Source organism: Paenibacillus sp. USDA918EY (assembly GCF_009870825.1).
Lineage (GTDB): Bacteria > Bacillota > Bacilli > Paenibacillales > Paenibacillaceae > Paenibacillus_AQ > Paenibacillus_AQ albilobatus.
In genome coordinates this window covers 82,282-106,967 of record NZ_WTWY01000015.1, presented here as the reverse complement: position 1 = coordinate 106,967, position 24,686 = coordinate 82,282, and the positions used below count along the sequence as shown (strand labels likewise).

Genomic DNA, 24,686 nt, shown 5'->3' with positions numbered 1-24,686 from the left:
GATCAAGGGCGGGGTTTTGCTTTGCTTAGAATGCATTTATTCGCTGACCGTCAACGTTTTGGTCGGCATCGTATGCTGCGGTCCGTAGGTTACATGAGAGGTGATTTTATAGTCTCCGGCGCTGTCGAACGTTTTTTCGAGCACGTATTTCCCGTCTCCCGCATTTTTCGCCGGCACCTTTTCATGCACGCTGCTGTCTCCTTCTTTAACGATTTCGATCTCCACTTTGTCCGCTTTATCCACGTTTTTATCCTTTTGCGTGACATGGGCTTCGATCGAAACCTTTTCTCCCACTTTCGCCTGCTCCGGCGTCAAGCTTAAATCGACTTTCAAAGGCTCCATCATGCCTTCGTCCATATTCATGCCGTCATGTCCGCCGCTGCTGCCGCAGCCGGCTAAAGCCAATACGACAAGCAAAGCGACTCCGGCCAAGCCCAATTTGTTTTTCATTTCCTGCCACTCCCTTACGTATTCTGCATGTATGTATGCGTTTCACGTCGCCTCAAAATATTATACATGTTTTTAATGCTTCCAAAACGGCGGCACGTTCACAATTTATTGACAAATCATGATGAAAGCATACGGCCATTTTCTTAGGCACAAAAGAAAAAGTCTGCGCATGCAGCGAATAGACGCGTATGGCAGACTTTGATTCACATGGTGAAACTCTTTACATTCGGCTTATCTTTGTTCCTTCAACGACTCCAAAATGCCGTGAAGTTCGGATAGATGTTTGATTTCATAGTGGGGCTGGATGTTGGAATGATAAGGTTTTCCGTTGCGGTTGATCCAGACGGTCGTCAATCCGGCGGCCAAACCGCCTTTAATGTCGGTGGAAAGCTTGTCGCCTACCATGACGGCTTCTTCCGGCGCTACGTCCATACGGGAGAGCGCATGTTCAAAAATGCCCGGATCCGGCTTGCCTTTTCCGAAATTACCCGAGATGACCACTTCATTAAAGAAAGGGGCAAGTTCCGGCACGCCGTCCAGCTTTTCCTGCTGCAGGCCGGGACAACCGTTTGTCAGCAGCAAAAGCTTGTAGTTCCCCTTCAGCTCCTTCAGCACCTGAAACGTTTCCTCATAAACGTGGGGACGGGCCCGTCTTTCCACCCCGAATTGCTTCGCCAACTCATCGGCCAGCTGTTCGTCTTCGACGCCAAGCTCGGCTAACCCGCGGCGCCAGGATTCCTTCCGGTACTCAGGAACGATTTCGGCCATGCGGCGGAATTCGGGCTGCTGCCCTACCGTAAAGTCGCCCCATAAAGCTTCGAACGGATTAATGCCGATCATCGCCGTAAATGCATACGTATCATACGTTTCGTACAACGCCCGCGCTTCCTTGCGGACGGCCGCTTCAAGTTCGTCGGCATCGATTCCCGTTTTGGCTGCCGCTTTTTCGCAGGTTGCCCGGAAAGCTTCCTTCACGCTTCGTTCGTCCCACAACAACGTATCGTCCAAATCAAAAAAAACAGCGGATACACCCATCTTCCCCATCCCTCTCCCAACAAGTTATCTATTTTATTATTTTTCAAACGGAATCTTGTGTGCTTCGGCAAAACGTTCGAGACGCGCAGCCATGGCATCGGTATCGTAACGGTTGATCAAGCGGGTGAACACCCAGTTTCCCCCTTTTGAAACCTTGCCGTTTTTTCCTTTCGTGCCTTGAAGTTCGATCACGATCGAGCCGGATCCGGCTTTGATTTTTGCGATTTGATCCGCGGTCAAGCGGCGGTCGCGATTGAACTTGACCGTCGAAAGCGTGTTTTTGTCCACTTTAAGAAACGGACGGCGCAGAAAAATCATCACCGCCAGCAGGACATACAGCCCTACAACGATCCAATTCAGCGAAGTGTTCATCGAGGCCTGCTGGCTCGCCATGCCGAGCAAAAGGTAAACTACGGCAAGCGCCACCAACGTGATCGGAAGCACGAAGTTGCGCCCTCTGAATATGTCGGCCGTGGCGGATCCGTTCGAGGAATAAAGCGAAGGCTTGCCTTGCTTTTTGCGCTGTTTGTTTAGTTGTGTCGAGTTTTTCTGAACCATTCTTTCCCAGGATCGGGACATCGTTTTACCCCCTTAACCATTCAGTTCCTTATTTTATTTGCGCTTTCCGCCTTCACGATCTTCAACCCATTCGATCGAATCCAATTGGGCTCTGAAATTGCGGCGGACGTTTTGGAGATATCTTTCGCGCAGTTTGGCGCGTTCCTCGGTTTCTTCCTTCGTCAGACCCGTTTCCTTATCCTTCCGGGCAAGTTCGTTAATGCGCTGAACTAAGCTGTCGATATCCATGTATAACTCCTCCATTAATCAATTCATACCTAACTTTGCCATGAGAAAAAGAGCTTGTCAAGGCGTTAACCTTACCAAGCTCTTCGGCGTAAAACGACTATTAATATATAGGAAGAGAAAGAACATCGCCGGCTTGTATGCCGCTGGTCTTTAGATGGTTCATCTCCTTAATCATCCGAATATAAGCACGGGTATCCATGTTTTTCGGTTTGTGGTTCAACGCGATCTCCCATAGCGTATCTCCCTGGGCAACGACAACCTGCTCCACTTGCGTATCATCTTGTGGAGAACCTGCAAATACGCGCACCATGCCTGTACATCCTGCGGATATGATGACGACTGCGAGCAGCAGCTTCAGCATCAAACGGCGCGTGAGCATGACCCGCAGCACCGGCAACCGGTCCATCAAGCCGCCGCGTCCCGTTTCCGTCATTTCATGATTATATATGCTTTGGTATGTACTATATTTTAACATGTTAACTGTTCCTCCAAACGTTTGTTCTTGTATGAGAACAATATAACACGAACACATGTTTTGTTCAATAGTTTTTTCGAACAATTGTTCTTACGAAAGGAAAATTCATGTTCTCATTTTTAGAACTTGTGTTTGTACGAACGGAAGTTCTATGGTATACTTTTACCAAACGTTACTAATGGGGTTGATGGGGAATGTCGAAGATATCTAGCCGGCAGCAAGCGATACTGGAATTTATAAGGAACGAAGTCCGGGCCAAGGGGTATCCGCCTTCCGTTCGCGAAATCGGCGAAGCCGTGGGTCTGGCTTCCAGCTCGACGGTTCATGGCCATTTGGACAGGCTTGAGAAGAAGGGGTTGATCCGCAGGGACCCTACGAAACCTCGGGCCATTGAGATTTTGGGTCAGGAAGAGTCCGAAAGCAGCAACCTTTTCACGCAAACGATCGCGCGTGTTCCCGTAGTAGGTAAGGTTACGGCCGGCGTACCGATTACCGCTACGGAGAATATCGAGGATTATTTCCCTCTGCCTCAGCATTATGTCGGGGATGAGAAAGTATTCATGCTTTCCGTCGTCGGAGACAGCATGATCGAGGCGGGCATTCACAACGGGGACTATGTCATCGTCCGCCAGCAGCAGACCGCGGATAACGGCGATATTGTCGTTGCCATGACCGATGAGGACGAAGCTACCGTAAAAACGTTCTATAAAGAAAAGGATCACATCCGTCTCCAACCGGAGAATCCTTCTTATGAGCCTTTGCGCTTGAACCACGTCACGATCCTCGGCAAAGTTGTCGGTTTGTTCCGTGACATTCATTAATCCTTTTTTTGGATTCATCAACGGACAAGCCCTTGTTCTTTTTCAGGAGAACAAGGGCTTGTATTTTATGCGCCGGAATTCTCCTGCTGCCACATGTTTGCGATATATCCGAGCAAGCTGTCCGTTTGATGCACTCCCGGATCCGCGTTCATCATCAGCACCGCTCCCCTGCCTTTCCCGGGATAAGCGGTCATCATGCATTGAAAACCTTCTCCCCATCCCAGAGAGCTTAGCTCCAATTCTCCGTTCGAATCTTCCATAAATACGCCAAGTCCAGCCCATTTAAAGCCGCCTTGCGGCTTGATCATTTCTCGAGCCGTCTCCGCGGAAATGCCCAGTTTTCCTTTCCCCTGCAGCGAAAACATAAGCTCGTCCATCAACAAAGCCAGGTCCGTCGGCGTTGACCACAAACCGGCAGCCGCGGCAAAAGGATAGATGGGGTAACCTTCCAGCCGGATTCCGCGTTTGTTATGCCCTGCCGCCGATCCGTTCCGAATTTCGGACGCGTTCGTTACGAAACGGCTGTTTGCCATCTGCAGCGGCTCGAATATTTTGGTGCGCATGAGTTTATCCCAGGCTTCCCCTGTCGCCTCTTCGATCAGCAGCTGAAGGATGCAAAACCCCGTATCCGAGTATATGAACCGGCTTCCTGGCTTTGCTGCCAACGCAGCGGGCTGCTGCCGATAGGGCGTCAAACCTTTCAACAATTCCGCCATGGATGGAGTCCCTAGCGTTTTGCCGTATGTACCGAAACTTCCGTCAGGATCGGCAAATCCGCCTTGATGGCCGAGCAGCCTGCGGAGCGTAACATCGCCGGAATCAAACTCGGGATGATCGGGTACCCGCCATGACAGAAGCTGTTGGTTCACCGCTTGGTCCAAATGTAGGACGCGTTCCTCTACCAAAAGAAGGGCTAACATGCCCGCCGCAAATTTGCTGATGGAACAGGCATTAAACATCGTACTCTCGCCGACAGGTTCTCCGCTCCCGGCAGTCCGTTCTCCCCTACATTCGCGAGAAACGATTCGGCCATCTTCAATGAAAGCGATGCTTAATCCAGGGATCCGATCCTTCCGCATGCGCTCCCCGACGTTCCATCTATCCATGATGACGATTCCCCCTTGTGTGCCCCAAACGCTTTGCATCATAATAATTCAATTATAGAACATCTGTTCCCATTTGGCAATAAGCAGTCTTCTTAAGCTGACAAATCCGCACTGAAGCGGATTTCCCAACTGGCATAAGCACACAGCGAAAAGCCCTGCCGCTTGAACGGCAAGGCATCGACTATAAGATCAAACTTCAGCATATTACGGTCAATCATTACGGGCAAATCCGATTCAATCCGGCTTCCCTCCCAAATTGCTGGCGATATTCCGTCGGAGTCATGTTCATTCGCTTGCGGAAAACCTGGGTGAAATGCTTTACGTCCTGGTAACCGATTTTTTCGGCGATGTCCGCCAGCTTAAGCTGCGTATGCGCCAACAGCTCCGCCGCCTTTTCCATGCGCAGCGCGGTGACGTATTCCTTGAACCCGCTCCCCGTTTTTTGCTTAAAAACCTGGCTTAAATACGCCGGATTCAAAAAGACGATGGAAGCGACCTTTTCCAGCGTGACGTCCGTATTGTAATGGGCCCGTATGTATTGAACGGCTACTTCGACGGCCCGGTTGCCTCCCGGTGCGTAATATTCGAATTCAAGCGCGCCGGAGTTCCGTCCCATGCGCCGGATCATCGCCGGAATGCCGTTGAAATCGTTCATTTCTTCGGACAGCTGAATTTGGAACGGAACCTTCACGTATTGCTTCAGATGCTGCCGCAGCTCATCGTTCAATCGCCTCGCCCCGTCCTGCGATTCCGCGGTGACGAGTCCCAGCAGGCTTTTCCCGTCCAGACTTGCAACAAAACCTTCCCCGTATCGTTCGATAAGCTCGGTCATCACGTTTTCGACGATAAAATGCTCGAGATGAACGGCTTCGTCGCTTTCCATTTTCACGAGGACCAGATGGAACCGGGAATGCTTTTCCACAAACGGGGCGATATCCATATTCCCGATGTCCAGCCCCGCCGCCCAACGCTGAAAAACCGCCTCCCGCAAAAACTTCAGGCTGCTGTGAAGCATTTTCGCCTCCTGCTCCTGTTCGGCGTCCCGCTCCACCTCCTCCCCGAGCTGCGCGATCATGGAAATAAGCGTATCCTTTCCGATCGGTTTCAGCATATAATCTTTAGCCCCGAGCCTTACCGCTTCTTTGGCATAAGCGAATTCGGAATAGGCGGAGATAATGACCCATTTCACGTGCGGATAACTGCTTCTCGACAGCTGCATCAGCTCCAGCCCGGTCATGCCCGGCATCAAGATGTCCGTCAACACGACGTCGATTTGACCGCCGCGGAGTATCCGCGCCGCTTCGTCCGGTCCTTCCGCCAATTGCACGCCGTGCTCCGGAAACGCCCTGCGGATCGTGCGTTTGATGCCTTCCCGGATTACGCTTTCGTCGTCCACGACCAATATGTTCATCCTTCACCCTCCCCTTCTGCCGGAATCGGAATGGCGACGACCACCGTCGTGCCGTGCATCAACTCGCTCTCGACGCGCAGCCCGTAAGTTTCGCCGAACATCATGACAAGGCGGTCATGAACGTTTCGAAGCCCGATGCCGCGCCTTGGCCCCACATCTTTGGCGCCCGCATCCCGCTGATGTTTCGCTGCCATCGTCTCCCTCACCCTTTTCAGCGTTTCGCCGTCCATGCCCATCCCGTTGTCTTCGATTTTGATCAGCAGCTTTTTTTCCCGGACCTCCGTACTCACTTTCAGCAGGCCGACGCCTTCCTTCGGCTCCAGGCCGTATTTGACCGCATTTTCGATGATGGGCTGGATCGTCATTTTGGGAAGAGGGGCGTTCATCCACTTTTCATCCGCGGCAATCTCCGTTTGCAGCCTTCCGCCAAGCCTCGTTTCGATGATGGTCAAATAATGGCGGATTTGCTCCAGCTCGCGCCCAAGCGTCGTTCGGGCCGCTTCCTCCCAGTTGCTGCTGTACCGGAACATTTGCGAGAGCGCCAGGACAACCCTGCTTAGCCGTTCATTTTCCTGCTCGTCCAGCATCCAATAGATCATGTCCAGCGTGTTGTAGAGAAAATGAGGATTGACCTGCGCCTGCAGCGCTTGCAGCTGCGCGTTTTTTTCGCTGACCGTCGACGCTTTGATCGTTTCGATCAGCTCGTCCATGCGGTGCACCATCCGGTTAAACGAGGAGACCAGGCTGTTGATTTCCTCGAAGGAATCGACGTTCACGGATCCGCTGAAGTTCCCCATCTCCACCTTTTTCATCTCCCGGATCAAAAGCTTCAGCGGGGACGCAATGTTCCGCGACACGATCGAAGCCAGCACCGTGGACAAAATAATGAGCACAAGCACGACGACGATGAGAAATTTCGTTGTCCGGTAAACCTCCGCCTGGATGTCTTTTTTGGGTGTCAAGCCGTAGATGGTCCATCCGGCCAGCGACGCGTTCGCCGCGACGATCAATTCTTTCGAGGTGCCGTCCGCCACGATTTTTTCGTCCTCCGAAGGTTTCGGCAGCTTTTCCAGCTCCGGGCGTTTCGTTCCCTTTTGCTCGGAGGAAGCGATGATTTTGCCGTCATCGTCCACAATGTAAACCTGAGTTCCGGGACTGATGCTTACGTTCGATAGCGCTTCCATGATTGGCGACGGGTTCGTTTCGATCATCAACATCCCGATCTCTTTGTGGTTATCCAGATCGTACAGCTTGCGCCCGAACACGAACACCCGCTTCTGGGGCTGCATCGTGTTGATCGGCGAACCCGGGTAAAGTCCGAGCCAGACCATGTTGCCGGAAGATTCCCCCAGCTTTTTGTACCATTCGGTCTGCGCGTAATTGTTGTCGATGACGCCGGCGAACTGCCTTTCGTAGCTGTACACCTTGCCGTCCTTCGATAAAATGTGGATGCCCAGCACGTCGTCCCGCGAATAATAGGCTGCTCCGATAATATTTGTAATGGTCCGTTCATTGATAATCGAAACCGCCGGATTGGACGACTTCTCCTGGAGCAGGCGGGTAAGCTCGTAATTGCTGTTCAGCGACTTGGACAAGCTGTTGTAGCCTTGCAGCATCAGGTTAAAAAGACCCGCGGTCTGGGAAATGTTTTTTTCGGCGATGTCGCTCACCTTCGTGTGGATGATCGATAACGTCCGATTGTAATAGAGGAAGCTCATCAAAATCAAAATACCCGTCATGCATCCCATAAAAAGCAGGAACAAGCGGCTGCGTATGGATCGGAAGCGTCTCACGGACGTAACGTCCCCCTTTCAAGCATTCGACATTTCGTGACCATTTTAGCATACGCTCCGCTTGTTCCGTACGTTTTTTACAGACTAACCTTTGACCGCGCCTGCCACCATCCCCTGCGTAATTTTGTCGGCAAGGAGGAAGTAAATGATGATGACCGGAAGCGCGCCAAGCACGAGAAAAGCTCCGATCGCGCCATAGTTGACGGAATATTGGCTGACGAAGCTGTTGACGCCAAACGGCAGCGTTTTTAGCTTTTCCGATGAAATGAACGTGGCCGCCAAAATGTATTCGTTCCAAATGTTGATGAAAGTCAAAATGCACACCGTCATCACGGGCGGCACGGACACCGGCAAAATGATGCTGCGGAAAATGCGGATGATGCTGGCGCCGTCGATGACGGCCGATTCTTCGATCTCGTGCGGAATGGTTTTCATGAACCCGCTTAAAATAAACACCGCGATCGGCATCGAAAAAGCGACGTAAGGCAATATAAGCGACAAATGCGTGTTCAGCACGTGAATGTTCTTGAAAATGATCATCAGCGGCAGCAGCGTCGCCTGCATCGGAATCATCATCCCGATCAGGAACAGCAGCATCACGGCCTGCCCGCCGCGCCACCGGAACCGGCTGATCGCATACGCGCACAGCGAGCTCAGCAAAATGACCGTGATCATCGTCACCGACGTGACGAACAAGCTGTTCAGCAAATACCGAAAATAATTCCCTTCAAGCGCCGCGCTGTAATTGCTCCACTGCGGCGCATGCGGCAGGGCAAAGAAGCTCCCCGACAAAATCTCCTCGTTTGTTTTCAGCGAATACAGCACAAGCCAAAGCAGCGGGTATACCTGCGTCACCACGAGGATGGACAAAAGCAGGATGACGATCGTCTTCTGAATGGAAAACCGTCCGCGGCGGGCGGCGGCCGCCGGCTTGTTCAACGTTACGACAGAGCTGGAATCCATGGCGTTTTTCCCCCTTTACGAAAACCGTTTCTCCAGTTTGTTGAATATGAGGTTGATCAGGAACGTGGCGGCAAGGCACAGGACGACCAAAAACGCCGCGATCGAGCTGCCGTAGCCGTATTTCATGGACAAAAAGGACATGTTGTACATATGGGTCGAGATGACGTCGGTCGCATGCGCGGGTCCGCCCCCCGTCATGACCATCACCATGTCGAACGCCTGCAGCGAGCCGATAAACGCCAGCACGATCGATATTTTGAAAATCGGGATGATGTTCGGGAACGTGATGTAACGGTCGGCGGCAAAACCTTCGGCGCCATCGATGCGCGCAGCCTCGTAAATCTCTTCGGGAACGTTAAGAATCCCCGTATATTGAATCAGCGTATGGTAACCGAGGTATTGCCACAGCGCCACGAAATACAGCGAAAACATCGCGACCGAAGGATCGGTAAGCCATTCATGGGCCCATGATCCGAGACCGACCGCCTGGAGCACCTGATTCAGCATGCCGCCCATCGACGCGGGGTTGTAGATCGTTTTCCACAACTGGCCAACGACGACGACCGACAAAATGACAGGCAAAAAATAGCTGGAAACAAGAAAATTCGGCCTGCGGATGTATCGTTTCAGCAAAATGGCCACAAGCAGCGCAACCGGAATTTCCGCCATCGAAAAAACGGCGAACATCAACGTTCTTCGTACGGACGGCCAAAAGACCGGATCATGAAAAAACAGGTTTTTGAAATTTTCGAAGCCGATGAACCTGGACTCCCCGATGCCGTTCCAATCCAGCAGTCCGCTGTACATCGAAACGAGAATCGGAACAAACACGATTCCTACGTAAATGATCAAGCAAGGCAGCACAAACGCGGCGATCGTGATGCGGGAAACCTTGAGCACGTTCATGGCGAACCCCTCCTCTATTGGTGCTGGTCTTTATGGAGCAGAAGGGAACGGCATGCCGCCTAAAGCACGCGTTCCCTTCACTTGAGCGTCAATCTTATTTGTTGTTCGCTTCAAAGGCTGCCTGATGTTCCTTCGCAACTTCGGCCGAGTCCTTTTTCTGAACGAACAGGTTTTGGATGCTGGTGAGATGCGCCTGGGCCGTACCCGGATTCATCGTGTTGTCGAACGCCAGGTCCCCGCCTTTCACCCCTTTAAACAGGTTGAGCACTTCCATCGCCATATCGGAGTATCCGGCGGCTTTGAAGTCGCCGTCCACCTTTTGCCCGATCCCTACTGCGCCTTTGGCTTCAAACGCCTCTTTCGGGAAATTCACCATGAACCAGTTCAGGAACGCCTTCGTTTCATCCAGATGCTTACTGTCCGCGGAGATCGCAAACGCACTTCCCGGCGCCAACATAAACTCGTCCGGATTGCCTTTGCCGTTGATCGTCGGGAACTTGAAGACGCCGACTTTTCCGTTCACGGATGAGGTTTCGATGCCGCCCGTCGCCCAAGTGCCCATAAAATACATGGCCGCTTTGCCGGTTTTGAACAAGTTTTCGCCGGCGTTGTAGTCGAAGGACGTCACGCCCTCCTGGAAGGCGCCGGCTTGGATCAGGTTTTGGAACGCGTCCACCGCTTCCTTAAACGCCGGGTCTTCAAACGTTTTCTTTTTGTCCAATACGTCTTTCAGAAAACCCGGGCCGTTGTTGGTGCGAAGCAGCATGTTCATAAAAAGGAACGATCCCGTCCACGTATCTTTTTCGCCGATGGCCATCGGCTGGATGCCTTTTTGTTTTAACGTTTTGACGACATCCAGCATGTCCTCGAACGTCGTCGGCACGTTGACGCCTCCTTTTTCGAAAAGCTCTTTGTTGTAATACACCACGCCGATGTTGTTGCCGTCCGGCACCGCGTAGGTATGGCCGTCAAAGCTGTACCAGTCGAGAAGCCCGTCCTGGAACGTGCCCCGCAGCCCGTTTTGATCCAGCATGTCGTCAAGCGGCGCCAGCAGCTTCGCTTCCACGAATGGCTGCATTTGCGCGGCCGGGTTCACGACGGTAATGTCCGGAACCTCCTTCGATGCCGCCTGTGTTTTCAGCTTCAGCTTTTGCTGGTCGGTATTGAGGGAATCAAGCTCGATCTTGATGTTTGGATGCTCCGTTTCGTATTGCTTGACGAGCTTGTTCATCAGCTTGTTTTTCGGATCGGTCGGATCCGGATAAATATTTTGGAACGTAATCGTCACGTTTTTTTCCTTGACCGTTTCCGTCTTTTCCCCGCCGGACCCCGCATTCGAAGAAGCGCTGCCGTCACTCGATTTGCTTCCGCCGCATGCCGTCAAACTGAGGGCCAACGTGCCTGCCATTACCAGGCTGAACCATTTGGACATTTTCGCCATCGTTTATTCCCCTTTTTGTTTGGTATGAACCCATTATGCAGGGAATCGGCGGACAACGGGAGGTGAGAAATTCAGGTTTTAGGTTTGTATTCTATAGATTCTATCCAAAACGACAAAAAATCCCCCGAAACGGAGGATTCAGTGCATGGTTATGATATGGTCGGCTTGCGTCGCTGCCGTTAAGATGCCGATACGAATTGCAAAATTCCCAGTAAAATCAAAGCTAAAAAAATGCCAAAAATAACGTACAAAACGATGCGCAGACCTTTGGAACCCTTTCGCGATTCATAGAGCTGCTGCTCTAAGTCGGCCACACGCTCTTCCAACGCCCGGTAACGTTCATCCTGCTCGCTCATCATTACGCTCCTTTCGCCCCAGAATCGATTTCTATTAGATTACAGAAGATGGATCGATTTGTAAATCCAAAGCGATCCGAAACATCCCGGGTCTTCGGCTCGGGATCGGTCGGATTCCGTAAAATGCGGGGTTCGTCGTTCGATCAGCTGCCGGTATGTTCCCAAAAAAAGCACGCAGCAGGTCGGCCTGTGCGCGCTTTTTTCCATTCGTCATTTTTCTTCCAGCTCATCCGGTACGTCGTATTTATTGATATGCGAGGTCATCGCCGCAACGGCGTCGTCGACATTGGTCGTGGCGGGTTCGCGCCGAACGACATCGTCGGTCTTATCGTGAAAGTTCAAGCGGTCCGCTTCGGCTTCTTTATATTTGTTCGTTTCCATTAGCAATGCTCCCTTCTTTTTGCCTGTTTCTGAAAAGCTCCCCTATAGGGATCGCTTTTACTATGCTCTAAGGCTCCAAACCTTATGTGCGCGAAGCGGTGATGATTTGCCGGGTTACGCCGAACCTTTTAATGCTTACCCAGCGAGTTTTTCTGCAGCATCGGGATGAGCGCCAAAGCAAACGTAAACAGCGGGCTGACCCACAAAAAGGTTGCGTATGGAACGTATTCGGTCACCGGAACGCCCAGCGCAGCCGCAAAAAAGGCGCCGCTGACGCCCCATGGGACAAGCGGGTTCACGAGCGTGCCGCAGTCTTCGAGCGTTCTGGCCAGCGTTTTGGCCGGTAGGTTTCTGCGCTCGTATTCGTCCTTGAACATCTGTCCGGGTAAAAGGATCGAAAGATATTGCTCGCCCGTCATCGCGTTTACCGCGATCGAAGACGCCCCTGTCATCAGGACGATGCTGCTGCCCTTCTTCAGCGGCTGGATTGCCTTGCGGAAAAAAGCTTCGATCACGCCGCAATGCTGAAGCAATCCGCCAAGCGATAACGCGATCAGGATCAGGGAAACGGACCACATCATCGACTGCAAACCGCCGCGGTTGACGATGGAAGCGACCGTTTCATTGGCGATGGCGCTTTTATAGCCGCTTTGCATCACATCGAACCAGACGTCGACGGCTGTTTCATGCTGAACGATTGCGGTCACGAGCAGGCCGGCAGCGATGCCGACGATCAATGTCGGAAGAATCGGAATCCGTTTGACGGAACAGGCAATAACGGCAAGAGGCGGCATAAGCGTTAGCCAATGAATATGAAAGCCTTCTTTTAATGCAAGCTTCATTTGTTCGATGGACGATAAATCGAGCTGACCGGCATGTGGCGCACACAGAAAAAAAGCCGTCGTTACGATCAATGCCGGAACCGTCGTGTACATCATGTTGCGGATATGCGTAAAAATGGAGATGCCGGCGACGGCCGGGGCAAAATTCGTCGTATCGGATAGCGGCGACATTTTATCGCCGAAACACGCCCCGCAAATCACCGCTCCGGCGGCCAAAGCCGGGGAAACTCCCGTCGTGGCGGCAATTCCCATAAAAGCGACGCCGACCGTGCTTACGGTCGTAAAGGAACTGCCGGTAAACATGGAGACGACGATCGTAACATATAGCGCGCTCACCGCAAAATAATGCGGGTTGATGTAATCCATGCCGAAATATAAAATCGTTGGCACGGTGCCGCTCATCATCCAAACGGCGATCAGTATGCCGATGAGCGACAAGATGAGAATCGGAATAATGGCCGTCTGGATGCCTTGAATAATGGCGGCTTCGAGTTTTTTCCAAGGCGAACCGAACAACCGCAGCAGCACGGCCGTCCCCACCGTCGCTGCAAGCAGCGGAAGATGCGGCTCCGCCTTAAACAGAAAAATCGATACGAACAGAAACGCAAGAATAAACATGATGATCAAGATGCTTTTCGGAAAGCTTAGCTGTCGGTTCATGCTGATGATACTCCTTTACGTTGCTAAAGCGAAAACATGGTTTTGGCCTTACTGAAATCAAGAATTGCCTTTTTCACTTTTAAGCTTTTTGGCTTTTTTGCATTGAAGCACAGGGAAACAATATATACCATAACAATAAAGGCGTCAATGTTAGCAACATGCAGGACAGGATTTTTCCGCCAAAAACGGCCAAATCGCCCCGCAACAAATCTGCAGGTTCACGCGTTTAACCTATGTAAGTATTTTGAAAAATTCGATTCCGACCGCTCCCGGGTACAATTTAATAGACGAATGAAACCGTTTCGCTCTTTATATTGCTGATTAATAGTCGCTACTTGAATTTTTGCAAAATCCTGATTGTAAATGGTTTCGAAGGAGGGGCAAGCGCCATGGGCAAAACTTGGAAAAATCGGATCATCGTTATCGCAATCGGCTTACTCTGCTGCATCCCGCTAGTTTTATTGTACTTATGGCATATTTTCGCCAGCATGCCGCTGATGCCTTAAAAGACGCAATGCAGCACGAAAAGCCCCTGACGGCGTCAAGCCGGCAAGAGCTGTAAAGATTATGATTCTCTTAGTAAATGAAAGCTCTGGTGATAATAACGAGCAAAATAAAGAGCACCAGAATTGCACCTACACTGCCATACCCGCCATAGCCGTATCCTGCGCCAACGCCTCCGACGACTTCACTCATGTTTTCACCCTCCTTTTCAGAAGCATACGTTATTTTATGAGAAAGCTGTAGGGAGGTCAGGGCCAAACGGTAATGTTGCGGATAAATCGTTATTAGTCTATCAACCAAGCCGTTCGACGGCTCACTCGAAGGATTCGGAGGGAAGGGAATTGACCAGATTGCTGAATGGGATCGGATGCGTATTGATCCTCGGAGGGATCGTCATGGGATTTATTTTCGGGTTCAAAGATGATCCCGGTATTCATTGGCCTGAAGCGTTCTCCTGGTGGTTCGGCGGCACGGTTTCCGGCGTATTGTTCTTCGCGTTTAGCCTGATGCTGGAATACCTTGAGCAAAATAACGAGTTCCTCAGGGAACTGCTGGACCGCACTCAGGAGCAAGCTCAGCCGCCCCCGTCTTTAGGAAACTCGAAAGCATCGCTAAAATCGCTGCGCGGGTATAAAATGAAATCCAGGGACTAAGAAAATGAACGGAAATGGCGGATTAAAAAGTGGGCGCCCTCTTATGGATAAGCGGGTTAAAGCTTCAAAGAATTTTGAACGTATTTCATCGCTTCAACATACTCCGGCCGGCTTGCCCGTTCGGACAATTCATCGGGATCCAGTTCTTCGATCCGCTGATGGATCCACCAAACGTTGCCCAAAGGGTCTCGCACACGTCCAACCCGTTAGCCGAAGAACATGTCGGTCATTTCCGTCATCGTGGTCGCTCCCTCCTGAAGCGCCCTCCGGAATGCGGCATCGCCATCCTCAACGTAAAGGCGGAGAAAAGCCGGCGTATCGGGCCATTCTTTTTTGGCGTCAAACATCATGACTACGGCGTCGCCGATCCGAATCTCCGCATGTCCAACCGAACCGTCTTCATTGTACAACCGGGCGATTTCCTCGCCGTCAAACGTCTTTTTCATAAAGTCGATCAACCGGGCCGTGTTTCGTGAGATGATCCAAGGAGTAATAGTTGTATAACCTTTTGGGATTTTTGTCATCGCGGAATTATTTTTCACCTTTCATTCTCCTTTAAACCGTTATTGTTGTTTGGACCTTTCATAACTTCATTGTAATAAGGCATATTTGACAACGGTCTGTCAGTGTTTTGAAATATTTGCATAGACCCAACAAGCCCAATATTTACCGCAACCACAAAAAAAAGACCCTGTCATCAGGATCTTTTTTATCGATTTTATTTAAGATAAGGCCGTTTAAAAAATAGCATGCGGCGCTGTTGCCACACGCCAGTAATCGCCGACCTTCTCAAACTTCACGGTAATGTATTCTGGGCCTTGCCGGTGTTCCGGATAGGGGACGCACAGCTTGTAAACCCGTTGTGTCGGAGTCATGGACAGCATTTTGGCGGTAGCCTTGCCGAACTCGAGAATGTTGCCCGTGTCGGCATCAAGCTGGGCGAGACGCCCCTCGTGGGTAATAAAATATTTGTCCACGAAAAAAGCTGCTGCTTGCTCGGTATAAGACTGCTTCAGGTAATCCATCAGCTTTGCGCGGGTTCCGATGTCATCGGAGAGATAACGGTACTGCCGTCCGTTCAGTTCGAAGCTTTCGCTTCCCCCTTTGCCGCCGCCCATGGCATAAAAATATCTTTTTTCGGCTTCGACGACCAATGGCGCAACGCTCGTACTGTTCAGCTTCGTGATGATCGTCGGATTGGTAACGATGACTTTTTCCGCCGTATTGGCAGGCAGAGGAGCTTGTTTATTCCCCGATGCCGCTCCGGCTGCTCCGGCGGTTGCCGACAGCATGCTTACCGCCAAAACCGCTGTTGTCAGTGTAAACCCTATTTTCTGATTTAATTTCATATGTATCGCCTCCACCATCTATACGAAACAAAGTTGGAATAAGTTTCACTTTCCCGGGTTAATCCGACAATTTTTTTAGAGCCCAAAACAGAGACCGATTGCCGCCTCCGTTTTAGCCCTCCCGCTCCCACCCTTGCAAAATCCGAATCGATTCCACATGGCGTCGATCCTCCCAAAGAATGTACGACTGTTTTTCCAATTGAATCAGCGATTGCATTATATGCTGCTTGGATTTGCCGGTTTTGATCATAAGCTCATGCATCGACGGCATACGCCGCCGGCCGCTGGAATAGTTGTACAGGATTCGGAGAATCTTTCGTTCGATGTCAGCAAGCATTCGGTCTCCGCTCTCCTTTCGGAACAGGTTTCCAAGCCAAAATGTTCTCTGCCCAAAACGTGCGGGGCGCTGTGGACGTCAAACAGATGGCTCTCACGATGCCATCGCGGATCCCTTTCACCTCGATTTTCCGCTGCGTAATTTTGCCTGTGCGATCCAAATACACGATTTCAACGATTTGCCCAACGCATTTGATAGGCATGAGAACCACCCCTTTACAGGAACGTTTGTTCTTATTATATGCAAACATGCGTTCGATATTCAATGGCATAAAATTCCTTCCGCTGTTTTTACAAGGTGTAAGTAAAAGGCCCCTCGAACCTTTCGGCGCAAGGGTTTTCGAATGAGTAACGCGTAATATTGATCTCGTTCCATATCTTTCGAGGAGACCCTGGTTATGAAGCAGCTCGCAGGAATTGGGATTCGCATACGGACAGATTCCCGAAAGTTTTTGTGTTCGCTCGAAAAACACAGGATGTAGCAAACCGTATTTCACATTACTTGGCCATGGGCTCAGTTCGAAAAGGTCGTTAAAAAATGGCAAGTATGGGCTCCTAACGCTAGCACCAAGTGGGGCAGCGAATTAAGCGTCGGTCCCAAAAAAGGCGGAAATGTCAGCATGCTGGGGTTGTACCTCGGATCAAAAAGCGAAGCTCTCCGCCAGCTGGAACCTATTCTTAGCGTAGGAACGCCTACGCAAAAAATCATCCGGTTCCTGCCATACAGGGAAGCCACGAAGTTTTTGTTAGCCCCCGATCCAGTGCTTACCCAGAAGTTCAGCAACCAGTTTTCCAGCGGCTTCGGCAGACACCCATTCCCTGACAAAGCTTTTCAAGTCATGCGCGAGTTTCTGGAAAAAGCAGAGGGAGGCACTCCAGCCAGCTTTTTCTTCCTTAACTGGGGCGGCGCCGTAAGCCGGATCGCACCTCGAGCCACCGCATTCTTCTGGCGAAAAGCTAAATTCTACGTCGAATGGAACAGCTCATGGGTGAAGCCATCCCATGCCGCGAGAAATATCGCCCTAGTTCGGAACACGAGAAAGAAGCTGCAGCCATATATTGTCGGCTCCGATATTAACGTTCCAGACCAAGGTATCAAAAATTCGGGCCCGGTCTATTATAGAAAGAACTATGCCAGATCGAAAAGAGTATAGAGGAAATACGATCCGAATAACGTATTTAACAATCCGCAAAGCATTCCGCCAGCTTTATGAAAGAAGAGCTGACATCGGAGCTATATAATTAGATTCAAAAAATTAGTTGCAAAAAAAACTAACGATCACAATCCAAAAAGAACAAGCCGAGTGGCTTGTTCTTTTTGGTTGGCCTGGACTTGACCAAGAATGTATGATTTTACTGCTTCATAAATTTAGCCATTATTCATATCTCAAATTTAATTTCATGTAAGGAACAGTGACCTTTAACTTTTCATTCAAAAATTCCTTACCTATTAACATAAAAAAACGCATTACCTTCGAAGTAAATTAAGCGTTTATTGAGTAAATGGGATTTAACTTTGGAAAACATTGCCGGTGCACTAATGAATCGTATTAAACCATTTTACAATTTTTAACCAATTCTATTATATAAGTGGAGTTTTATTCAACAAAGTATATTAGATATGGAGCTATGAACAAAACTTACATGATAACGGGCAAGTTGGAGGAAAAGAGAATTATGAAAAAGAAAAAGGCAATATTAGTTTTATCCTTGGTTCTGGCAACAACGGCGGTAACTGCTTGGGCCGCTTCTCCAGGTAGACAACAAGATGCGAATGCTTCGGAATCTATAGTCGGATTTCATCCCGTGGATTCAGAAAATAATACTCATGTTAGTGATGATGGCATTGTAACCCCTGATGTCATCGACAAGGCATGGAGTGCCAAAATGATTAATGGGTCGGGGTCATCTGCAAACTCTTATTTTTCCGTTAACCCTGGAAATGGTTATCTCAAGCTTCATTTGGCTAATTACTCTAGCGCTTCAGTAAGAGTTACCGTGACGCATATAGACTCTGGATATGTATACTACGATAAAACCATTAGTCCTACCAGCTCCAAAGATTACTTCAGCTGGCTTGAAGGAGCTCCTCAAGGACTGCGTACAGGAAGCTATCTTATACAGTACATTGGTGGAGCACATTCAGTAAATGGGGAGCATTGGGGAAAACTCGCTTCATCTACTACTGATTTTTAATTATACGGACAGAAAAAAGCCGAATTTACGCCACATACCAATTACATCAATAATCACAGCGAATTGGTCTGCATACAGCGTTCGTATACTTTTATTTGTGTATCATCCCATCCATCATGCCCGTGGGAGGCCGTACTATTAGGCTGCTTTTTCTTTGTCTTTATCTTTAACTTTACACCTACACCCCTGCCCGCCCATCCCTTTCCAGATACAAATAAGCCCTCAAAAAGGCGGCTCAATCTATCAAATAACTGTTCACCTAAATAAATATATAATGGTAATTATTAAATACATATTATCCCGACAAAACTAAAGGAGGATACTTCATGAACGAAAAGAGCGTGAAATCGCTTCTAACTTCAAAAAGAAAAGTAACATACATTGCAGCATTTATAGGAAGCGCGATTCTTTCCATGTCTACACCTTGGTTTATTTGTCTCCCTGTATTATTAGTCGTTATAGCAGCAGATCTTTATTTAACGAAAAAGTCGGAACATAGCTAGGCGGGGAGTAAGATTTTTCCCTTCCTTTTCAATTAAATAATCACAAATGTCTTTTTCTAACCAGTGACTCTTTAATTTCAATTCCATTCCTGAACGGTTGAACTAGTTCATGTAACTTTGCATCTCTACACGCCTACACCCCTCTCCGCTTTCCACAAAATTAAAAACCCCTCGCACCATACGGTGCAAGGGGTTTTCGTATTAGTAAAGCGTCATATATTGATCGCGTTCCCATTGATGAACTTGCGTGCGGTACATATCCCATTCGATTTCTTTCAGTTCGTAGAAATGGGCCATGGCATGCTCGCCAAGCGCTTCGACGATGACTTCGTCGCGAACGAGCTCGTTCAGCGCTTCTTTCAGGTCAGCCGGCAAGCTTGGGATGCCTTCTTCGATGCGTTCTTCTTCGGACATCACATAGATGTTGCGGTCGATCGGCGCCGGAAGCGGCATCTCTTTGCTGATTCCGTTCAGGCCTGCACGGAGCATCACGGCAAGCGCCAAGTAAGGGTTCGCCGCCGGATCCGGGTTGCGGACTTCGACGCGGGTGCTAAGGCCGCGGGAAGCCGGGATGCGGATCATCGGGCTGCGGTTGCTGCCGGACCATGCGACGTAGCAAGGAGCTTCGTAACCTGGAACGAGACGTTTGTAAGAGTTCACGGTCGGGTTCGTAATCGCGGCAAACGCGCGCGCATGCTTAAGGATCCCCGCCATGTAATGGCGTGCTTCTTTGCTCAGGCCAAGCTCGTCTGACTCGTCATAAAATGCATTGACGTTGCCTTTGAACAACGATTGGTGGCAGTGCATGCCGGAACCGTTCACGCCGAACAGCGGTTTGGGCATAAAGGTCGCATGAAGGCCATGCTGGCGGGCGATGGTTTTAACGACCAGCTTAAACGTTTGGATCTGGTCCGCCGCTTTAACGGCATTTTCATATTTAAAGTCGATTTCGTGTTGGCCCGGCGCCACTTCGTGATGGGAAGCTTCGATTTCAAAGCCCATTTCTTCCAGCGTCAGCACGATTTCGCGGCGGCAGTTTTCGCCAAGGTCCGTCGGAGCCAGGTCGAAGTATCCGCCTTGGTCGTTCAGTTCCATCGTAGGGTTGCCTTTGTCGTCGGTTTTGAACAGGAAAAATTCAGGTTCAGGACCCACGTTCATGGAAGTATAACCCATTTTTTCGGCTTCTTTCAAGTTGCGTTTCAAAATACCGCGCGGATCACCCGCAAACGGCGTGCCGTCCGGCATGTAAACGTCACAGATCAAACGTGCGACGCGGTCCTCGGTGACCCAAGGGAAAATAACCCATGTATCCAGGTCCGGATACAGGTACATATCGGATTCCTCGATGCGAACATAACCTTCGATGGAGGATCCGTCGAACATCATTTTATTGTCGAGAGCTTTTTTCAATTGGCTCACGGGAATTTCAACGTTTTTGATCGTGCCGAGCAAGTCGGTAAATTGAAGACGGATAAAACGGACATTTTCTTCCTCTGCAATGCGAAGAATATCTTCTTTTGTGTAGCTCACAGGATCCTCTCCCTTTCCAATGGTGAATGTTGTTTATTTTTTATTAAAAAACCGGGACAATTCGCCTTGGATCAAAGATACCTGACCCGGTCTCTTACCCGAAACAAGCTGCTGCTTCAGCAGGCGGTGCAATTGCGATTCCGTCATTTCCTTCCGCTTCACTTCCGTGTCCGCGGTAATGACCGTCGCTTCCTCCGATTCCTTGGTCACCGGGTTCATCACTTGCTTAATGCCGGCGATATTGACTCCTTTTTCGATCAACGATTTGATTTCAAGCAATCTTTCCACGTCGTTAAAGGAGAACAGCCTTTGATTGCCCGAGGTGCGCGCAGGAACGATCAGGTTATGCTGTTCATAGTACCGGATTTGTCTTGCGGACAAATCGGTCAATTTCATCACAATCCCAATGGGGAACAATGCCATGTTTCTGCGGATCTCATCACCCATGACTCATCTCAACCTTCCAGTAAACTTTTCTCACTCATATTGTACCTTTCCTGATCTCATGCGTCAATGACATGTCAGAAAAACTTACAATAAATTTCGCTCTTCCATCCGCTGCAACGCCAACATGACCCCAAACTTGACATGGGAGTAAGTCAAACCGCCCTGCATATACCCTATAAAAGGTTCCCGGATCGGCGCGTCCGCGGACAATTCCAGACTTCCGCCCTGAATGAAGGTGCCTGCCGCCATAATGACCGGATGATCATAGCCAGGCATGTCCCACGGCTCGGGAACGACATGGCTGTCCACCGCTGCGGCCCGCTGAATGCCCTGCACAAAAGCGATCAAATGCTCCGCGCTCGTAAACGAGATGGCCTGAATCAAATCCGTGCGCGGTTCGTTCCAAGCCGGCTTGGTCACAAACCCCGCCTGTTCGAACATCGCCGCCGCAAAAATGCTGCCTTTCAAGGCTTGTCCCACCAGCGTCGGAGCCAAAAACAGCCCCTGGTAAATGCCGCGCGTCGTTCCGAGCATGGCTCCGACCTCGGCGCCGATGCCAGGAGCCGTCAGCCGGTAAGCGCACAAATCCACGTACCGCTGCCGCCCGCAAATATATCCTCCGGTTTCGGCTATGCCTCCGCCCGGATTTTTGATCAGCGATCCCGCGATAAGATCGGCGCCCACTTCGGTCGGCTCCATCATTTCCGTAAATTCCCCGTAGCAGTTATCGACAAACACGATGACGTCAGGTTTGATCTCTTTTACTTTTCGGATCATCTCGCCGATTTCGCCGACGGTAAAGGACGAACGCCAATCATATCCTCTCGAACGCTGAATGCCGATAACCTTCGTCGACTCATGGATTCCGGCGCGCACCGCATCCCAATCGATCCCGCCTTCCGCCGTTAGCGCCGCTTCCCGGTACGCGATGCCGAAATCCCGAAGCGAGCCCGTTCCGTCGCCTTCTTTTCCGATCACTTTATGGAGCGTATCGTAAGGGCGTCCGGTAATGTAAAACAGCTCGTCGCCCGGTCTTAACACGCCGAAAAGGGCTGTCGAAATCGTATGCGTGCCGGAAGCAAAATGCGGGCGCACCAGGGCGGCTTCAGCCCCGAATACGTCCGCATATACCAAATCAAGCACTTCTCTTCCCCGGTCGTTATAAGCATATCCCGTCGAACCCGCAAAGTGGAAATCGCTGACTTGATGGCGCTGGAACGCTTCGATGACTTTCCATTGATTGTGGTCGATGACGCGATCCAGCTTCCGAAATTGCTCCGTGATCCGCTCTTCCGCGGCTTCTTTCCATTGTTCCAACTGTTCTGCGAATTGTACCATGTCTTTCGAATTTCTCCTCTACATATCCCATTTAATCCTTGATCAGGTACGGCTCCACCATATGTCCCCATTTTTCGTAATCGGGTTTGTGAACCTGCACCTTATAGATCATATCATGTTCATCCGGTTTTTGCTCCAATACATCGCCGATCCGGTACAACATGGCCATGGCGTTGCCGTCCGCCGGCGGTACCCGGAACGACAGAATCCCCCCGGCCAACCGGTCCTGGATCGCCTGCTTGAGGGCCTGCAAATCGCCTTGGTTCAATGCGCTCATTTTCATGTATCCCGGACCTGAAGGAAGCATTTCAAGCTGCTCCGGCGTGCAGGCATCCTTTTTGTTGAACAAAATCAGCTGCGGTTTATCCGCGGCCCCGAGTTCTTCCAAAATGGCATCGACGACCTTCATCTGCTCCTCCCGCATCGGCGACGAAGCGTCGACGACATGCAAAATCAAATCCGCCTCGTTGGCTTCCTCCAGCGTCGCCCGGAATGGCGCGACAAGATCATGCGGAAGGTTTTGGATAAACCCGACCGTGTCGGTCAAAATGACCTCGCTCCCCCCGGGAAGCTCCAGCATGCGCGAGGTCGGATCCAGCGTTGCGAACAGCTGGTTTTCGATATAAACGTCTGCGTTTGTTAATTGCTTCAGCAGCGTCGACTTTCCGGCATTCGTATATCCGACGAGCGCGATTTGGATGGCTCCGCTTTTTTGCCGTCGGCCCCGGTACAGCTTGCGGTGTTTGATGACCGCTTCGAGCTGCTTTTTCAAATCGCCGATGCGGCCGCGGATATGGCGCCGGTCAGTTTCGAGTTTGCTTTCGCCCGGACCGCGCGTTCCGATGCCGCCGCCCAGCCGCGACAAATTTTTGCCGTGGCCGGAAAGGCGCGGAAGCAAATAAGAGAGCTGCGCCAGCTCGACCTGAATGATCCCTTCGCGCGTTTTGGCGCGCTGGGCGAAGATGTCCAAAATAAGCTGCGTGCGGTCAATGATTTTAACGTCCAGACTTTGCTCCAAATTGCGCACTTGCGCCCCCGACAGATCATGGTCGAAAATGGCGGTGTTCGCCTGAACCGCAAGTATGGACTGCCGAAGCTCCTCGACCTTGCCTTTGCCGATCAGCCAGCGGGCATCCGGCACGTCGCGGTTTTGACTCATGACGTCAAGCACTTCGACGCCGGCCGTCTCCGCAAGGCTGACCAGCTCCTGCAGCGAATGCTCCGGGTCGATGCCCGAACGTTTGACCTCGTCGGTCACGAGGCTGACCAGCACAGCCCGGTCGCGTGTCGTCATATTGGTATCGTATGTCGTATGTGCCAATGAATAAGTGCCCCTTTTCCGCAGCCTTCAGCTCTTCCTAGCATCATGTCGAACCCTTGGCTTCGAGCTTGAAGTCCTCCGTTCTGAGCGTCATCAGCTCAAGCTTGCCCGGATTGGTGTTCGAATACAGATTCAGCAGCCGCACGGCCTGGTTGCGTATCGATTTTTCGATCATGTTGCGCACGTATCTGGCGTTGCTGAAGGCATGTTCGGTTTCGTTTTTTTCCTGAATCAAGTGCTGCCTAAGTTTCATTATCGCCTGCGGCATCAAAATGTAATCCCGTTCCTTCGCCATCAGCTCGGAAATTTGAATCAACTGGTCCACCGTGTAATCCGGAAACTCTATCTGAATCGGAAAGCGGGAAGGCAGCCCCGGATTCGTCTGCAAAAAATAATCGATTTCGTCCGAGTAGCCCGCCAAAATAAGCACGAACTGATTTTTATGGTCTTCCATCGCTTTGACCAGCGTATCGATCGCTTCTTTGCCAAAGTCTTTTTCCCCGCCGCGGGCCAAGCTGTAGGCTTCGTCGATGAAGAGGATGCCTCCGAGCGCCTTTTTGACCAGGTCCCTCGTTTTCTGTGCGGTATGCCCGATGTATTCCCCAACCAGATCCGCCCGCTCCACTTCGATCAAGTGCCCTTTGCTGAGCACCCCCATCTTTTGAAAAAGCTTTGCGATGATCCGGGCCACCGTCGTTTTCCCCGTTCCCGGATTTCCTTTGAAGACCATATGATATACCTGCCCTCCGCTGACCAGACCCGCTTCCTGACGCAAATGCGCGATTTGCAAAAGGGCGTAAATTTCAAACACGAACTCCTTAATGTTTTCGAGGCCTACCAGTTTATCCAGCTCTTTCTGAATTTCCTGGTACAAGGTGTGCTGTACCACGCTTTTTTGCGCCGGCGCAGGTTCCTTTTCGGGAACGGCGCTGCTAAGTACAGGAGGCTCCTGGCTGCGTAAAATCACATTGATTTGTCTGGATGGCCTGCCTTCCGGCCGGCCGTTCGCGGCCGCAACACGCCCGTTCATGCATCCATCACCTCATATCTTTTCGCAAGTTG

The 24,686-nt window shown here is 50.7% G+C and carries 30 protein-coding genes and 2 pseudogenes; 6 read left to right on the top strand and 26 right to left on the bottom strand.

Annotated features, from left to right (window positions below; translation table 11 throughout):
- Window positions 1–36: 36 nt before the first annotated feature.
- The 5 genes from GQY55_RS23905 to GQY55_RS23885 all read right to left on the bottom strand — a co-directional run bounded on the left by GQY55_RS23905 (window position 37) and on the right by GQY55_RS23885 (window position 2,767).
- A complete protein-coding gene (locus tag GQY55_RS23905; RefSeq protein WP_160044425.1) occupies window positions 37–450 on the bottom strand; it encodes a FixH family protein in 414 nt (137 codons plus the stop codon).
- Between the two features lie 231 nt (window positions 451–681).
- The gene (locus GQY55_RS23900; RefSeq protein WP_160044424.1) at window positions 682–1,485 is read right to left on the bottom strand and encodes an HAD family hydrolase; all 804 of its coding nucleotides are present in this window, start codon (window positions 1,483–1,485) and stop codon (window positions 682–684) included.
- A gap of 36 nt (window positions 1,486–1,521) precedes the next feature.
- The gene (locus GQY55_RS23895) at window positions 1,522–2,064 is read right to left on the bottom strand and encodes a hypothetical protein (RefSeq protein WP_160044423.1); all 543 of its coding nucleotides are present in this window, start codon (window positions 2,062–2,064) and stop codon (window positions 1,522–1,524) included.
- 33 nt (window positions 2,065–2,097) lie between these two features.
- A complete protein-coding gene (locus GQY55_RS23890; RefSeq protein WP_160044422.1) occupies window positions 2,098–2,292 on the bottom strand; it encodes a DUF896 domain-containing protein in 195 nt (64 codons plus the stop codon).
- Between the two features lie 100 nt (window positions 2,293–2,392).
- Window positions 2,393–2,767 carry a LysM peptidoglycan-binding domain-containing protein gene (locus GQY55_RS23885; protein WP_160044421.1) on the bottom strand — a complete coding sequence of 125 codons (375 nt, stop codon included), beginning with the start codon at window positions 2,765–2,767 and terminating at the stop codon, window positions 2,393–2,395.
- 194 nt (window positions 2,768–2,961) lie between these two features.
- Here GQY55_RS23885 and lexA point away from each other — a divergent pair, with 194 nt between their 5' ends.
- A complete protein-coding gene (lexA, locus tag GQY55_RS23880) occupies window positions 2,962–3,588 on the top strand; it encodes a transcriptional repressor LexA (RefSeq protein WP_160044420.1) in 627 nt (208 codons plus the stop codon).
- 65 nt (window positions 3,589–3,653) lie between these two features.
- Here lexA and GQY55_RS23875 read toward each other — a convergent pair whose 3' ends face one another.
- The 11 genes from GQY55_RS23875 to GQY55_RS23830 form a co-directional block, all read right to left on the bottom strand.
- The gene (locus GQY55_RS23875; RefSeq protein ID WP_160044419.1) at window positions 3,654–4,694 is read right to left on the bottom strand and encodes a serine hydrolase domain-containing protein; all 1,041 of its coding nucleotides are present in this window, start codon (window positions 4,692–4,694) and stop codon (window positions 3,654–3,656) included.
- A gap of 217 nt (window positions 4,695–4,911) precedes the next feature.
- The gene (locus GQY55_RS23870; RefSeq protein WP_160044418.1) at window positions 4,912–6,105 is read right to left on the bottom strand and encodes a response regulator; all 1,194 of its coding nucleotides are present in this window, start codon (window positions 6,103–6,105) and stop codon (window positions 4,912–4,914) included.
- Complete coding sequence (locus tag GQY55_RS23865; RefSeq protein ID WP_236575827.1) at window positions 6,102–7,844, bottom strand: sensor histidine kinase; 1,743 nt, start codon at window positions 7,842–7,844, stop codon at window positions 6,102–6,104. Before GQY55_RS23865 ends, GQY55_RS23870 begins: the two co-directional genes overlap by 4 nt.
- Window positions 7,845–7,982: 138 nt before the next feature.
- Window positions 7,983–8,861, bottom strand: a complete 879-nt coding sequence (locus tag GQY55_RS23860; protein ID WP_160044417.1) for a carbohydrate ABC transporter permease — start codon at window positions 8,859–8,861, stop codon at window positions 7,983–7,985.
- A gap of 15 nt (window positions 8,862–8,876) precedes the next feature.
- On the bottom strand, window positions 8,877–9,767 hold the full coding sequence (locus GQY55_RS23855) for a carbohydrate ABC transporter permease (protein WP_160044416.1): 891 nt from the start codon (window positions 9,765–9,767) through the stop codon (window positions 8,877–8,879).
- 94 nt (window positions 9,768–9,861) lie between these two features.
- On the bottom strand, window positions 9,862–11,208 hold the full coding sequence (locus GQY55_RS23850; protein WP_160044415.1) for an extracellular solute-binding protein: 1,347 nt from the start codon (window positions 11,206–11,208) through the stop codon (window positions 9,862–9,864).
- Between the two features lie 179 nt (window positions 11,209–11,387).
- A complete protein-coding gene (locus tag GQY55_RS23845; RefSeq protein WP_160044414.1) occupies window positions 11,388–11,564 on the bottom strand; it encodes a hypothetical protein in 177 nt (58 codons plus the stop codon).
- 39 nt (window positions 11,565–11,603) lie between these two features.
- Complete coding sequence (locus tag GQY55_RS23840) at window positions 11,604–11,771, bottom strand: hypothetical protein (protein ID WP_160044413.1); 168 nt, start codon at window positions 11,769–11,771, stop codon at window positions 11,604–11,606.
- A 3-nt stretch (window positions 11,772–11,774) separates the two neighbouring features.
- Window positions 11,775–11,945: a hypothetical protein gene (locus tag GQY55_RS31090; RefSeq protein WP_201452218.1), complete on the bottom strand. Its 171-nt coding sequence runs from the start codon at window positions 11,943–11,945 to the stop codon at window positions 11,775–11,777.
- 128 nt (window positions 11,946–12,073) lie between these two features.
- Window positions 12,074–13,447 (bottom strand): Na+/H+ antiporter NhaC, encoded by a 1,374-nt coding sequence (gene nhaC / locus GQY55_RS23835; protein ID WP_160044412.1) that lies wholly within the window; start codon window positions 13,445–13,447, stop codon window positions 12,074–12,076.
- Between the two features lie 576 nt (window positions 13,448–14,023).
- Entirely contained in the window at window positions 14,024–14,143 is a 120-nt protein-coding gene (locus tag GQY55_RS23830) for a dihydroorotate dehydrogenase (RefSeq protein WP_160044411.1), read from the bottom strand.
- A 149-nt stretch (window positions 14,144–14,292) separates the two neighbouring features.
- Between GQY55_RS23830 and GQY55_RS23825 the strand changes: the two genes are divergently transcribed.
- Window positions 14,293–14,604 carry a hypothetical protein gene (locus GQY55_RS23825; RefSeq protein WP_160044410.1) on the top strand — a complete coding sequence of 104 codons (312 nt, stop codon included), beginning with the start codon at window positions 14,293–14,295 and terminating at the stop codon, window positions 14,602–14,604.
- A gap of 56 nt (window positions 14,605–14,660) precedes the next feature.
- On the opposite strand, the gene GQY55_RS31600 is transcribed toward GQY55_RS23825, so the two are convergent.
- The 5 genes from GQY55_RS31600 to GQY55_RS23805 all read right to left on the bottom strand — a co-directional run bounded on the left by GQY55_RS31600 (window position 14,661) and on the right by GQY55_RS23805 (window position 16,492).
- Complete coding sequence (locus GQY55_RS31600) at window positions 14,661–14,798, bottom strand: hypothetical protein (protein WP_236575826.1); 138 nt, start codon at window positions 14,796–14,798, stop codon at window positions 14,661–14,663.
- 12 nt (window positions 14,799–14,810) lie between these two features.
- A complete protein-coding gene (locus tag GQY55_RS23820; RefSeq protein WP_236575825.1) occupies window positions 14,811–15,146 on the bottom strand; it encodes a VOC family protein in 336 nt (111 codons plus the stop codon).
- 195 nt (window positions 15,147–15,341) lie between these two features.
- Window positions 15,342–15,953, bottom strand: a complete 612-nt coding sequence (locus GQY55_RS23815) for an IseA DL-endopeptidase inhibitor family protein (protein WP_236575824.1) — start codon at window positions 15,951–15,953, stop codon at window positions 15,342–15,344.
- A 112-nt stretch (window positions 15,954–16,065) separates the two neighbouring features.
- Window positions 16,066–16,290 (bottom strand): hypothetical protein, encoded by a 225-nt coding sequence (locus GQY55_RS23810; protein ID WP_160044408.1) that lies wholly within the window; start codon window positions 16,288–16,290, stop codon window positions 16,066–16,068.
- The gene (locus tag GQY55_RS23805) at window positions 16,280–16,492 is read right to left on the bottom strand and encodes a hypothetical protein (RefSeq protein WP_160044407.1); all 213 of its coding nucleotides are present in this window, start codon (window positions 16,490–16,492) and stop codon (window positions 16,280–16,282) included. The genes GQY55_RS23810 and GQY55_RS23805 overlap by 11 nt, the downstream gene beginning before the upstream one ends.
- A gap of 282 nt (window positions 16,493–16,774) precedes the next feature.
- Between GQY55_RS23805 and GQY55_RS23800 the strand changes: the two are divergent.
- The 4 genes and pseudogenes from GQY55_RS23800 to GQY55_RS23785 form a co-directional block, all read left to right on the top strand.
- Window positions 16,775–17,443 (top strand): annotated as a pseudogene (locus GQY55_RS23800) (FAD-binding oxidoreductase); the annotation flags it as partial.
- 3 nt (window positions 17,444–17,446) lie between these two features.
- Window positions 17,447–17,503 (top strand): annotated as a pseudogene (locus GQY55_RS32155) (BBE domain-containing protein); the annotation flags it as partial.
- A 463-nt stretch (window positions 17,504–17,966) separates the two neighbouring features.
- The gene (locus GQY55_RS23790) at window positions 17,967–18,485 is read left to right on the top strand and encodes a hypothetical protein (protein ID WP_160044406.1); all 519 of its coding nucleotides are present in this window, start codon (window positions 17,967–17,969) and stop codon (window positions 18,483–18,485) included.
- Window positions 18,486–18,811: 326 nt separating this feature from the next.
- Window positions 18,812–18,988: a hypothetical protein gene (locus GQY55_RS23785; RefSeq protein ID WP_160044405.1), complete on the top strand. Its 177-nt coding sequence runs from the start codon at window positions 18,812–18,814 to the stop codon at window positions 18,986–18,988.
- Window positions 18,989–19,189: 201 nt separating this feature from the next.
- On the opposite strand, the gene glnA is transcribed toward GQY55_RS23785, so the two are convergent.
- From glnA to spoVK, 5 genes are all read right to left on the bottom strand, one after another.
- The gene (glnA, locus tag GQY55_RS23780) at window positions 19,190–20,518 is read right to left on the bottom strand and encodes a type I glutamate--ammonia ligase (protein ID WP_160044404.1); all 1,329 of its coding nucleotides are present in this window, start codon (window positions 20,516–20,518) and stop codon (window positions 19,190–19,192) included.
- Window positions 20,519–20,551: 33 nt separating this feature from the next.
- A complete protein-coding gene (locus GQY55_RS23775) occupies window positions 20,552–20,965 on the bottom strand; it encodes a MerR family transcriptional regulator (protein WP_160044403.1) in 414 nt (137 codons plus the stop codon).
- 84 nt (window positions 20,966–21,049) lie between these two features.
- Window positions 21,050–22,303: a methionine gamma-lyase family protein gene (locus tag GQY55_RS23770; RefSeq protein ID WP_160044402.1), complete on the bottom strand. Its 1,254-nt coding sequence runs from the start codon at window positions 22,301–22,303 to the stop codon at window positions 21,050–21,052.
- Window positions 22,304–22,334: 31 nt separating this feature from the next.
- The gene (gene hflX / locus GQY55_RS23765) at window positions 22,335–23,624 is read right to left on the bottom strand and encodes a GTPase HflX (protein ID WP_160044401.1); all 1,290 of its coding nucleotides are present in this window, start codon (window positions 23,622–23,624) and stop codon (window positions 22,335–22,337) included.
- Window positions 23,625–23,667: 43 nt separating this feature from the next.
- Window positions 23,668–24,654: a stage V sporulation protein K gene (gene spoVK, locus GQY55_RS23760; RefSeq protein ID WP_160044400.1), complete on the bottom strand. Its 987-nt coding sequence runs from the start codon at window positions 24,652–24,654 to the stop codon at window positions 23,668–23,670.
- Window positions 24,655–24,686: the final 32 nt, after the last annotated feature.